Genomic DNA, 12,244 nt, shown 5'->3' on the forward strand with positions numbered 1-12,244 from the left:
CCGCCGAGCGGCTCTTCTCTGTGTCGGGTGGTTCCCCCGATACGGGCGCGTGAGGATCGCGCCCAACCCCGGCTCACAGGAAGCCAAGGGCTCCCGGCCCCCGCGCGGCTCATGACCGCGCGCGGGCCCGGGAAGTCACTTCGCGAGCAACGAGCGAAGAACGTACTGCATGATGCCGCCGTGCCGGTAGTAGTCGGCCTCGCCCGGCGTGTCGATGCGCACCACCGCGTCGAACTCCACATCGCCGGCCTTGACGTGCACCGTGCGCGGGATGCCGCCCGAGTTGAGCTCCTCGACGCCCGTGATGTCGAACGTCTCCTCACCGGTCAGTCCCAGCGCCTCGGCCGAGCCGCCCTCGGGGAACTGCAGCGGCAGCACACCCATGCCGATCAGATTGGAGCGGTGGATGCGCTCGTACGACTCGGCGATGACCGCGCGCACGCCGAGCAGCGCCGTGCCCTTGGCCGCCCAGTCGCGCGAGGAGCCGGAGCCGTATTCCTTGCCCGCCAGCACCACCAGCGGCGTCTCTGCCGCAGCGTAGTTGACCGAGGCGTCGTAGATGAACGACACCGGCCCGTCGGGCTGGGTGAAGTCGCGGGTGTAGCCGCCCTCGGTGCCCGGCGCGATCTGGTTGCGCAGGCGGATGTTGGCGAACGTACCCCTGATCATCACCTCGTGGTTGCCGCGCCGCGAGCCGTAGGAGTTGAAGTCCTTCACCTCGACGCCGTTGCCCTGCAGGTATTGCGCGGCCGGCGTGCCGGCCTTGATGGAACCGGCCGGCGAGATGTGGTCGGTGGTGACCGAGTCGCCGACCTTGACCAGCACGCGGGCGCCGGTGATGTCGGTGACGGGCTCGGGCTTGGACGGCATGCCGTCGAAGTATGGGGCCTTACGCACGTACGTCGAGTCCGGGTCCCACTCGAACGTGTTACCCGTCGGGATCGGCAGCGAACGCCAGTGGTCGTCGCCCTTGAACACGTCGGCATAGTCGCGCTCGAACATGTCGCGGCCGATGGAGGAGTTGACCACCGCCGAGATCTCCTCCGGCGACGGCCAGATGTCCTTGAGGTAGACCGGCTCACCGTCGCCGCCGAGGCCGAGCGGCTCGGTGTCGAGGTCGATGTCCATGGTCCCGGCCAGCGCGTACGCCACCACGAGCGGCGGCGAGGCCAGGTAGTTCATCTTGACGTCCGGGTTGATGCGGCCCTCGAAGTTGCGGTTGCCCGACAGCACGGCCGTGACCGCGAGGTCGTTGGCCTGGACGGCCTCGGAGATCTCCGCCGGCAGCGGGCCCGAGTTGCCGATGCAGGTGGTGCAGCCGTAGCCGACGAGGTTGAAGCCGATCTTGTCGAGGTACGGCTGCAGCCCCGAGCGCTCGAAGTAGCCGGTGACCACCTGGGAGCCGGGGGCCAGCGAGGTCTTGACCCACGGCTTGCGGGTCAGGCCCTTGTCGACGGCGTTGCGGGCCAGCAGCGCCGCGCCGAGCATGACGTACGGGTTGGAGGTGTTGGTGCACGAGGTGATCGCGGCGATCGAGACGATGCCGTGGTCGATCTCGAACGAGGTGCCGTCGGCCAGCGTGACGGGCACCGGCTTGTGCGGCCGGCCGCCGTTGGCGGTGGCGTTGGAGGCGGGCGCGTCGGAGGCCGGGAAGGTCTCCTCGCCGGCCTCGTCGATGTCGTCGGCCACGTAGTTCTGCACGTCGTGGCGCCAGGTGGCCTTGGCGGCCGACAGCGCGATGCGGTCCTGCGGGCGCTTCGGGCCGGCGATCGACGGGACGACGGTGCCGAGGTCGAGCTCGATGTACTCGGAGAAGACCGGCTCGGGGGCGGACGGGTCGAGCCACAGGCCCTGGGTCTTGGCGTAACTCTCGACGAGCGCGATCTGCTCCTCGGAGCGCCCGGTCAGCCGCAGGTAGTCGATGGTCTGGCCGTCGATCGGGAAGATCGCGCAGGTGGAGCCGAACTCGGGGCTCATGTTGCCGATCGTGGCCCGGTCGGCCAGCGGCACGGAGGAGACGCCCTCGCCGTAGAACTCCACGAACTTGCCGACCACACCGTGCTTGCGCAGGATCTCGGTGATCGTCAGCACCAGGTCGGTGGCGGTGGCCCCGGCGGGCAGCTTGCCGCTGAGCTTGAAGCCGACCACGCGCGGGATGAGCATGGAGATCGGCTGGCCGAGCATCGCGGCCTCGGCCTCGATGCCGCCGACGCCCCAGCCCAGGACGCCGATGCCGTTCTCCATGGTGGTGTGGGAGTCGGTGCCGACGCAGGTGTCGGGGTACGCCTTGCCGTCGCGGGTCATGACCACGCGGGCCAGGTGCTCGATGTTGACCTGGTGCACGATGCCGGTGCCGGGCGGGACGACCTTGAACTCGTCGAAGGCCGTCTGGCCCCAGCGCAGGAACTGGTAGCGCTCGCGGTTGCGCTCGTACTCACGCTCGACGTTGCGCTGGAAGGCGTCGGGGTGGCCGAAGTAGTCGACGATGACCGAGTGGTCGATGACCATCTCGGCCGGCGCGAGCGGGTTGATGCGGGCCGGGTCGCCACCCAGGTCGCGCACGGCCTCGCGCATGGTGGCGAGGTCGACCACGCAGGGCACGCCGGTGAAGTCCTGCATGATCACGCGCCCGGGCGTGAACTGGATCTCCACGCTCGGCTTCGCGTTCGGGTCCCAGCCGCCCAGCGCACGGATGTGGTCGGCGGTGATGTTGGCGCCGTCCTCGGTGCGGAGGAGGTTTTCCAGCAGGATCTTCAGACTGTACGGGAGGCGTGCGGCGCCCTCGACGGCATCCAGCCGGAAAATCTCATATGACGCGTCACCGACGCGTAGCGTGTCACGGCTGCCGAAGCTGTTCGCGGACACGGTGATTCGCCTCCTCCATCAGAAAGGTTTCAGACCAAATCCTGCCGCACTCTTCGAACGGGAACCACGTTAGGTGACCCTAAGTCAACGAGCACCGCGGCGGATGTCTCGACGTCAAGATATCTCTAGGATATCTCGACATCAAGTTAAGCGGGGACCAGCCGCCAGAAGAGCAGCCCGACGATGGCCACGGACAGGATCGGAGCCAGGATCTTCTGCTCGAACTTCTTGCCCGTCTTGATGCCGATCTTCCACGGCAACACGAACTTGGCCCCCAGCGGCCACAACACCGGGCACCCCCGCTCGGTCATGCAGTCGCCCACCACATGGATGAGGCAGCCGACCGCCACCGCCAGCCCCAGCCAGGCGTAACCCACCTGGAGCGAGAGAAAGACGGCGTACAGCCCGGCGGTCAGCCCGATGTTGATCAGCGCGGAGCCCATCTTGTTACCGGGGATGCCGACACCGATCGCCCGCAGGGCCAGGCCGATGAGCAGCACGACCACGATGTCGCGCCCAATGGGATAGGTGTTGGCCAGCCAGTGCGTCCCGAACCCGAGCGCCACCGCGAACGCCAGCGAGTGGGTCGCTCCACGGTGCCCGCCGCTGATCCAGCACACGGCCTTGCTGAGCACCCACGTGACCGGCCCGAACGTCTGCGCGATCGTCGCGCTCGGATGATCGAGGTCGGGCAGCATCGCGGCCCCGGCACAGATGATCGCTCCGGCGATCAGCTCGGCCGGGCTGAGGGCGCTCGCCATGATCCCGGTGTCGATGAACCGGGAGGATTCGTTCACGAGTGGAAGTGCGGCGAGAGGTGGCGCCAGCCCCAGCCAGGCGATGGCCCCAGTCATCGCGTGCGTGTGCCCCATCATGATCCGGACTGTACGGCAAACAATCCCTTTACGCGCCGAGACCCGCCTGGCGCGCCTTCACGACAGCTGGAGCCCTGTCCGCGACGCGTGACTTTGCGAAGTATTGGGACGTGGTTGCGGACGGTGGCGACCCGATGTGGGCTCGCGGCCCCTAACCATCCGGGCAATGGTCCGCAAACGCAGACGAGGTCGTCTCCGCGGCGACAGCACCCCCCAGCCCTGCCGACGCGGAACGACCTCGTCTGCTGTGAACAACGAGCCCCTCCCCGATCCTGTTCCCAGATTCCGCAACTTTTTCGTGATGTAGCTCACTCCATCCCCAGGCTTGCGAACGACATACTATCGATATATCGTTGACGCATCGAGAACAGATCACGATATAGGGGGAAAGAATGACTTCCGCACAAGCAGCAGGCGGGCACTGGCCCGGCGCGCACGAGTACCGGCAGGCGGCCCGAGAGGCCAGGCAAGCAGCCCGCGAGGCGTTCAGGACCATGTCCGAGGCCTTCGGAGAGGGTCGCCGTCACCATCACGAACACGACGAGCACCGGCAGCGCGGCAGGCGCGGCCCCGGCCCGTTCCCGTTCGACTGGGGGCGCGGCCCATGGGGTGGCCCCGGCGGGCCGTGGGGCGGCGGCCCGCGCGGCTGGGGCAGGGGCCGCAAGGCCAAGCGGGGCGATGTACGCGCCGCGATCCTGGCCCTGCTCTCCGAGGAACCGCGCAACGGCTACCAGATCATCCAGGAGATCGCCGAGCGCAGCGAGGGCGGCTGGAAGCCCAGCCCCGGCGCCGTCTACCCGGCGTTGCAGCAGCTCACCGACGAGGGCCTGGTGATCTCGGAGGAGAGCGAGGGCCGCAAGACCTTCCGCCTCACCGAGGAAGGGCGCAACTACATCGAGGCGCACGCGGACGAGGTACGGGCTCCGTGGGACGAGATGCGGCCGGACATCGACGACAACACCGCCGATCTCTGGCACATCGCCCGGCAGTCCGCCTTCGCCATGATGCAAATTCTCCAGACCGGGAACGACGCACAAATCCGCGAAGCGCGTAAGACTCTTGTTGAGACCCGGCGCAAGCTCTACCAGATCCTGGCCGACGGCGAACCGGGCGAGGAGTGAACAACACCTTCGTGGAGGGCTTGGGCATGGATCCGAACGAACTCCGCATCGGCGACGCCGAGCGTGAGCAGACGATGGCCGCCCTGCGCGAGCACTTCGCGCAGGGCCGCCTGACCCACGAGGAGCTCGACGAGCGACTCGACCAGGCGCTGGCCTCGAAGACGGCCCGCGACCTCGCGAAGGTGACGGCCGACCTGCCGGGGCCGCGGCAGGCGGCGCCCGGCTACCGCGAGCCCGTCCCCCAGTACGACATGGACGGCTGGCGTGAGGCGATGTCCGCGCACCGGCAGCAGATGCGGTCGATGCACCAGGCGCAGCGTGAGATGCGTCGGCAATGGCGCCACCAAGGCCACCCGTGGCGGCAACACCGGGGGCCGCACCCGATTCTGCCCGTGCTGTTCGTGTTCATAATGCTGGGGCTGATCTTCGGCGGGTTCGGGATCTTCAAGGTGCTGTTCGTGGCGTGGCTGGGCGTCATGCTGTTCAGCCTGGTCCACCGGCGTTTCCACCACCGCCGCTGAGGGCGGGCGCCCGGATGGTTTTGGGCCTTGACCCGGTCAGGGCCTCACTTCATGATCGGGGCGGATCTTCAGAGTCGAAGGGACGCCCATGACCGAGCAGGGCACTCCGGCCCGTCGCCCCAATCCGTTCGCCGCCGTCACCCATGCCGACGGCCTCTTCCTGGACGTGCCGGAGTACCAAGCCCGTTTCGACCACGACCACGCGGCCTGTGCCGAGCCGATGTGGAAGCTGGAGAGGGCCCAGCACTTCTACGAACCCGACGTGGCGAGCTGGCGGGCCATGATGGACGGCGACTGGGAGCGGTCGCTGGCCCTGGCCGACCGCATGGCGGCGCCCGTGGCCGACTATTTCCGCCACCGCGTCCCGGTCAGGCGGGTGCGGGTGGTGGAGTTCCCGATCAGCGCGTACCTGCAGTGGGAGATGCACGTCCTGGCGCTGCGCGACCGGGCCGGCTCGCCGTGCCGGGTCGTCCAGGGCGACCGGGTGGCGGACTTCGACCCGCTGCCGGAGCTGGTGATCTTCTCTCCGTCCTTGATGTACGAAGTGCTGTACGACCGGTACGGCGGGGGCATGGGCGGCCGGCGGATCACCGATCCCGGAGTGGTCGGGCCGTGCCTGGGGGCGGTCCGGGAGCTGTTCGCCGCCGGCGAGGACGTGCTCGGCTTCCACGAGCGGGAGATCGTCCCGCTGCCGCCGCCGCTGGTCACCGACGAGATGCGGGCCGCGGTGCCTGCCTACGCGCACCGCACCGAGGAGTTCAGGGTCTGACCGCCTCGCCTCCTCAGCAGGTCTCCAGCTGGGCGCACGCCACGAAGTGGCCGGGCTCGGCCTCCAGCAGTCCCCCGGTGGCACCCCGCCGGTGATACAGGCAGGTGTCCACGGGCGCGGCGTCGTCCCAGCCCTGGTGCAGGCGCGGCACGGCCGACAGCAGCTCGCGCGTGTACGGGTGCAGCGGATCGCCGAAGACCTTGTCCGTCAGGCCCATCTCGACCACGCTCCCCCGGCGCAGCACCACCGTGCGCTCGGCGAGGTAGTTGCCGAGGGACAGGTCGTGCGTGATGTAGAGCACGCCGAGCCCCCTGGCCTTCAGCTCTGCCAGCAGATTGAGCACGTCGATCCGGGTGGAGGCGTCCAGCATGCTGGTGATCTCGTCGGCCACCAGCAGCTTGATGTCCAGCAGCAGCGCGCGGGCGATGAGCAGGCGCTGGAGCTGGCCGCCGCTGAGCTGGTGGGGGTACTTGCCGAGCACCTGGCCGGGGTTGAGCCGCACGTCGCGCAGGGACCCGGCGACCCGATCGGCCCACTCGGGCTCGGGGACGGCCGGGTGGTACGCCTCCTTGATCATGGCGAACACCCGATCGGCCTTGAACACCGGGTTGAACGAGCTGAACGGGTCCTGGAAGATGCCCTGGATGTGGCGGTAATAGTCCTTGCCGGCCTGGACGGGCCGCCCGTCGAAGGTGATCGAGCCGCTGGTGACCGGGTTCAGGCCCAGGATCATCCGGCCGATCGTGCTCTTGCCGCTGCCGCTCTCACCGATCAGGGAGACGACCTCGCCGGGCACGACCTCGAAGCTCACGTTCCTGACGGCCGTGACGCTCTTGCCGCCGAAGGCGCCGATCCTGAATTCCTTGGTGACGTCGTCGAGTTTCAGCATCGGGCCTTCCAGCAGGCGACGTGGTGGTCGGGGCCGAGTTCGACGACCGGCGGTTCCTCGGCGCACTCGTCTCCGGCGAGCGGGCAGCGGTCGCGGAAGCGGCAGCCGGCAGGTGGGTCCAGCAGGGAGGGCGGGCTGCCGGCGATACCCGCCAGCCTGCGGTCGGCGTAGCGGACGCCGACCTCGGGCAGGGAGTCGAGAAGCAGCCTCGTGTACGGGTGGCGGGGCGCCTTGACGATCACGTCGGCGGGGGCCTTCTCGGCGAGCTTGCCCGCGTACATGACCATGATCGTGTCGGCGATGTGGTGGGTGAGCGCGATGTCGTGGGTGACGAAGATCATGCTCTTGACGTAGCCGCTCTCGCGGAAGCCGAGCAGGGCGCGGGCGACGGCCTTCTGGGTGGAGACGTCGAGCGCGGAGGTGACCTCGTCGGCGATCAGCAGGGACGGGTCGAGCAGCGTGGAGATGACCATCACCATGCGCTGCTTCATGCCGCCGGACAGCTCGATCGGGTAGCGGTCGAGCACCTCGCGGGGCAGGCCGACCTGGTCCATCCGGCGCTCCAGCTCGGCGGCGTCCAGGGCCGCGCCCCTGGACCTGAGCAGCTCGCCGGCCATCTTGCGGATCTTGCGGGTGGGGTTGAGCGCGCTCATGGCGTACTGCGGGATGAGGGAGACCTCCTTGAAGCGGAAGTCGTTCATCCGGCGGTCGTCGGCGATGGGCAGCTCCCGGCCGTCGAGCACGACCCGGCCGCCGACGTGGCGCATGCGGCCGTCCATGCGGATGAGGCTCTTGCCGAGCGTGCTCTTGCCGCACCCGGACTCGCCGACCAGGCCGAGGATCTCGCCGTCAGACAGCTCGAAGGACATGCCGTCGAGGGCCCGGACCTCGCCCCTGAGCGTGCGGTAGTACACCCTCAGCTCGCTGACCTGCAGGCTCATGTCTCCCTCAGTTTCGGGTTGAAGACCTCGTCGAGGCCGACGTTGGCCACGTACAGGGCGCCCACGATGGCGGTGATGGCCGCGCCCGGGGGCACGAACCACCACCACATGCCGAGCTGGAGCGCGCTCCACTGGTTGGCGTTCTGCAGCATCAGGCCGAGCGAGACGCCCTCGGTGGGGCCGAGGCCGATGAAGTCGAGCGAGGAGGCGATGAGGATCGCGCCGCCGAACAGCAGGATGAACGTCATGAACAGGTAGGAGCTCATGTTCGGCGCGATCTCCCTGGTGATGATCTTCCAGGTGCCCGCGCCGCTCATCCGCGCCAGGTCCACGAACTCGCGGGTACGCAGCGAGAACGTCTGCGCCCTGATCGCCCGCGCCGCCCACGGCCACTGCGTCAGGCCGATGAACAGGCCCTGCACGGCCACGCTCCTGATCCCCAGATACGCGTTGATGATCAGCAGCACGGCCAGCGTGGGGATGACCAGGATGACGTTGGTCAGCATGTTGAGCACCTCGTCGACGATGCCGCCGCGGTAACCGGCCACGAAGCCGACGAGCATGCCGATGGCCGCCGCGATGCCGCCGCCGACCACGCCCACGGCGAAGGTGCTGCGCAGGCCGTACACGAACTGGAGGAAGATGTTCTGACCGAACGTGGTGGTGCCGAACCAGTTCTCGGCCGAGGGCGGGCTCATGGGGCGGGGGCCGTACTCGTTGGGCGTGCCGCCGGCGAGCACCGGCCCGATCAGGCCCAGCAGGAGCAGCACGAGCACGACGCCGAAGCCGAACATCAGCTTGCCGTTGCGGACCGCGAAGTAGAGCGCCTCGCGCCGGATCCCGGCGCGCTCGCGCGGGGCGACTTCCTGGAGTGCCGTCATGCCTGCGCACCCGCCATTCCCGCCCTGGTACGCGGATCGACCACGACGTAGACGATGTCGATGATGAAGTTGGCGATCAGCACGCCGAGCACGATGAACAGGAACGTGCCCTGGAGCAGGAAGAAGTCCTTGTTCTTGATGGCGTTGAGAATCAGGCTGCCCAGGCCCGGATAGGCGAAGACGATCTCGGTGACCAGCGCCCCGGCCACGATCACGCCGAGCTGCAGGGCCAGGCCGGTGATCTGGGGCAGGACGGCGTTGCGGAAGGCGTACCTGCGGATGAGCCTGGCCGGCGCGCCGAGCGCGGCCAGGTAGTTGGAGTAGTCGGACTCCAGCTCATAGATGATCATGTTGCGCATGCCGATGGCCCACCCGCCCAGCGCCACCAGGAACAGCGACAGGAACGGCAGCGTCCAGTGCTGCAGCAGGTCGAGCAGGAACGTCCACGACCAGTTGGGCCGCATCGAGAAGCTGTAGCCCCCGGCCACCGGGAACAGGCCCGCGATCACGCCGAGCGACCAGGCCAGGAGCACGGCCAGCCACATGTACGGCATCGCGGTCAGGACGTACCCGACCGGGAGCACGGTGTTGTCGAGGAGCTTGCGCCGGGCGGCGTACGCGCCGAACTGGTTGCCCACCACCCAGCTCAGCAGCACCGACGGGATGATCAACCCCAGCGTGTACGGCACCGCGGCCGTGATCACGGTGCTGACCGGGGTGGGGAACAGCCAGATGCTGATCCCGAAGTCGCCCTTGACCAGCGCGGCCCAGAAGTTGAGGTACTGCGTGATCAATGGCTGGTCGAAGCCGAAGAGGTTGGTGTAGTAGGCCCGCATCGCCTCCGCGGCCGCGGGCTGGGTGACGTTGGCCCTGGCCACCATGCTCGCCACCGGGTCGCCCGGCATGAAACGCGGGATCATCCAGTTGACGGTGACCGCGACGAAGAAGGTCAGCCCATATATAAGCAGTTTTCTGCCGAAATATCGACGCACGTGATGCTTTCTCCGTGAGAGCCGTGAGAGCCGTGAGCGCCCCCGCTCCCGGCGGCGCGGGGGGGCGGTGGGGTCAGGAGCCGGAGGGCTGGAGCTGCGTGAGGGTCTCGAAGCCACCGAGCTCGAACCAGTTGTGCCACATCACGGCCGGAGTCTTGGGCGTGCTGCCCTCCGCGGCCGGCCAGTTCTTCCAGACCTGGTTGCTGGACTGCGCCCACAGGCCGTTGTACCAGAGGGGGATCACCGGCAGGTCGTCCAGGTGGATCTGCTGGAGCTGGGAGATGATCTTCTTCATGCCCTCGACGTCGTCGGTCTTGACCTGGTCGAGCTGCTTGGTCAGGTCCCAGGCGCGCTTGTTGTCGTAGCGGGCGAAGTTGACGGTGTTCTGCTGTTTCTGGACGGGGAGCTGGAAGAGGTACTCGTAGTAGGTGTACGGCGAGTTCGACAGCTGCCGCTCATTGTTGATCAGCAGGTCGAAGTCGCCCTTGCCGCGCCTCTCCACCAGGGCGTTGAAGTCGGGGAAGTCCGGGGTGACCTGGATGCCGGCGGTCTTGGCGCTGGCGGCGATGGACCTGGCCGACTCCATCCAGTCCGTCCAGCCGGACGGCACGATGATGCTCAGGTTGAGCTTGGAGCCGTCCTTGTTCTCGACGTACCCGTCGCCGTCGGTGTCCTTGTAACCGGCGTCGGTCAGCATCTTCTTCGCCTTGGCCACGTCGAAAGCGAATCCGGACCTGGCCACCACGTTCTGATCGACGTACTGCTCCCATTGCGGCAGCAGGCCGGTCGGGCTGGCGGCCTTGACGAGGTTGCCGTACACGCCTTCGACGATCTTCTTGACGTCGATCGAGGAGGCGAGCGCCTTGCGGAAGGCGGGGTCGTTCAGCGGTTTCTTGGTGTTGTTGGGCACCAGCCACGCGGTGTTGGCCGACAACATGTACGGCGGCTGGTTGTAGTAGGTCGTCAGGCCGAAGTTGCCCTTCACCAGGTTGGCCACACCGGGCAGGAAGTTGTTGCTCAGGTCCATGCCCTTCTGCAGCAGCAGGCCGAGCGCGACCTCGTTGCTCGGGGTGACGATGTCCACGATGTAGCGCGGCTTGGGCTCCATGTTCAGCGCGGCCTTGCCCCACCAGTCGTCGCGCCGCCGCAGCACGACGCGGTCCTGGTCCTTGGTCATGAACGTGTACGCGCCCGTACCCACCGGGTTCTCATTGGTGCCGTCGAGCACCTCCTTCTCCGAACGGCCCTTCCAGATGTGCTCGGGGACGATCGACCGGTTGAAGAGGTTGAAGTCCCACTGCTGGTAGTTGGCCGTGGAGAAGGTGAACTTCACCGTCTGGTCGTCAACGGCCTCGACGCTCTTCAGCCAGGTCCACAGGTTGTGGTACGGGATCGTCTCCATCTTGCCGAGTTCGAAGGAGAACACCACGTCCTTGGCCGTCAGAGGCTGGCCGTCGGACCACTTGACGCCCTGGCGGAGCTTGGCCTGGTAGGTCTTGTCGTCGGCCCACGAGCCGCTCTCGGCCAGCCAGGGGGTCAACTTGCCCGCGGTCGCGTCATAGTGGAACAGCGTCTCGTACACCAGGCCCTTGGTGCCCGTGGCGTGGTCCCATTCCCTGATGGGGTTGAAGTTGGCCGGCGGGCCCCACTGGGTGCCGGTCGTATAGAGCGTCTCGTTGCGCGGCAGCGAGTCGGGGTTGGCGTTGGTCACCGCGCCCTGGCTCTGCGACTGGGAGGCCGGCGGGGTCGGCGTGGCTCCGCCGCCCGTGCAGGCCGCGGCGAGCAGGCCCGCCGCCACGAGCGGAATCATGATCCGAACCCGGTTACGCATCGCTTCTCTCCTTCCTCCGCGCCCGGCGCGAAGGTTCGCACGTCTTGTCGACACCTCGATGGGCCGGCTGCTCTCGAACGGGCCGCGCTCCGGACTCTCACCTGGGAGCGCTCCCAGGCCGGACGCGAAGAGCGCTCCCCGCCTTGGGACCGGTGAGCGATCACTCTTCAGTAGGCGCAGGCCGGTCAATGGCCTGCTGAACCGGATAAGTACCGTGACCGTAAATTCCCTGATCGGTGCCGTCAATAGCCCGTGACGCTTTCGAGACGTGGCTCCTGCAAACGCTCTCAGGGGCGCGATGCGTACCCGCCGGGTCGGCTAACCGGTTCAACGAGAGCAGCGAGCGGGCCGGAGTCCTTACCACCGTGCGCACCTCGGTGGGGATGCCCGCCGTCCGAACCGGACGCCGGCCCGGTGCGTACCTCCAGGCGAGATCGTGGCTCGCGAAGCCCGCTCGCGTAGGGGTTTCCGGGCCTGCGCGGCGGCGTCACAGACGCCTCAACGATCACTTTGGTTTACCTGAGTCTTGTGGCAAATATCCCAATTTGATGACAAATCG

10 protein-coding genes are annotated in these 12,244 nt (G+C 67.7%); 3 read left to right on the forward strand and 7 right to left on the reverse strand.

Annotation, left to right across the window (positions count from 1 at the left end; translation table 11 throughout):
• Positions 1–135: 135 nt before the first annotated feature.
• Positions 136–2,865: an aconitate hydratase AcnA gene (gene acnA / locus ACQPWU_RS41790; protein ID WP_433431202.1), complete on the reverse strand. Its 2,730-nt coding sequence runs from the start codon at positions 2,863–2,865 to the stop codon at positions 136–138.
• 146 nt (positions 2,866–3,011) lie between these two features.
• Complete coding sequence (locus ACQPWU_RS41795; RefSeq protein ID WP_433431203.1) at positions 3,012–3,740, reverse strand: metal-dependent hydrolase; 729 nt, start codon at positions 3,738–3,740, stop codon at positions 3,012–3,014.
• A 392-nt stretch (positions 3,741–4,132) separates the two neighbouring features.
• Here ACQPWU_RS41795 and ACQPWU_RS41800 point away from each other — a divergent pair, with 392 nt between their 5' ends.
• The 3 genes from ACQPWU_RS41800 to ACQPWU_RS41810 all read left to right on the forward strand — a co-directional run bounded on the left by ACQPWU_RS41800 (position 4,133) and on the right by ACQPWU_RS41810 (position 6,151).
• Complete coding sequence (locus tag ACQPWU_RS41800) at positions 4,133–4,861, forward strand: PadR family transcriptional regulator (RefSeq protein WP_433431204.1); 729 nt, start codon at positions 4,133–4,135, stop codon at positions 4,859–4,861.
• A 26-nt stretch (positions 4,862–4,887) separates the two neighbouring features.
• On the forward strand, positions 4,888–5,382 hold the full coding sequence (locus ACQPWU_RS41805) for a DUF1707 domain-containing protein (RefSeq protein ID WP_433431205.1): 495 nt from the start codon (positions 4,888–4,890) through the stop codon (positions 5,380–5,382).
• Positions 5,383–5,470: 88 nt separating this feature from the next.
• Entirely contained in the window at positions 5,471–6,151 is a 681-nt protein-coding gene (locus ACQPWU_RS41810; protein WP_433431206.1) for a DUF6879 family protein, read from the forward strand.
• Between the two features lie 13 nt (positions 6,152–6,164).
• Here the strand turns inward: ACQPWU_RS41810 and ACQPWU_RS41815 are convergent, their stop codons facing one another.
• From ACQPWU_RS41815 to ACQPWU_RS41835, 5 genes are all read right to left on the reverse strand, one after another.
• On the reverse strand, positions 6,165–7,040 hold the full coding sequence (locus ACQPWU_RS41815; RefSeq protein WP_433431207.1) for an ABC transporter ATP-binding protein: 876 nt from the start codon (positions 7,038–7,040) through the stop codon (positions 6,165–6,167).
• Complete coding sequence (locus ACQPWU_RS41820) at positions 7,034–7,981, reverse strand: ABC transporter ATP-binding protein (RefSeq protein WP_433431208.1); 948 nt, start codon at positions 7,979–7,981, stop codon at positions 7,034–7,036. Before ACQPWU_RS41820 ends, ACQPWU_RS41815 begins: the two co-directional genes overlap by 7 nt.
• The gene (locus tag ACQPWU_RS41825; RefSeq protein ID WP_433431209.1) at positions 7,978–8,862 is read right to left on the reverse strand and encodes an ABC transporter permease; all 885 of its coding nucleotides are present in this window, start codon (positions 8,860–8,862) and stop codon (positions 7,978–7,980) included. The genes ACQPWU_RS41820 and ACQPWU_RS41825 overlap by 4 nt, the downstream gene beginning before the upstream one ends.
• The gene (locus tag ACQPWU_RS41830; protein WP_433431210.1) at positions 8,859–9,854 is read right to left on the reverse strand and encodes an ABC transporter permease; all 996 of its coding nucleotides are present in this window, start codon (positions 9,852–9,854) and stop codon (positions 8,859–8,861) included. Before ACQPWU_RS41830 ends, ACQPWU_RS41825 begins: the two co-directional genes overlap by 4 nt.
• Before the next feature lie 73 nt (positions 9,855–9,927).
• Positions 9,928–11,685 (reverse strand): ABC transporter substrate-binding protein, encoded by a 1,758-nt coding sequence (locus tag ACQPWU_RS41835; RefSeq protein ID WP_433431211.1) that lies wholly within the window; start codon positions 11,683–11,685, stop codon positions 9,928–9,930.
• Between the last annotated feature and the right edge of the window lie 559 nt (positions 11,686–12,244).

It is taken from the genome of Nonomuraea sp. CA-141351, from assembly GCF_050944675.1.
GTDB lineage: Bacteria > Actinomycetota > Actinomycetes > Streptosporangiales > Streptosporangiaceae > Nonomuraea.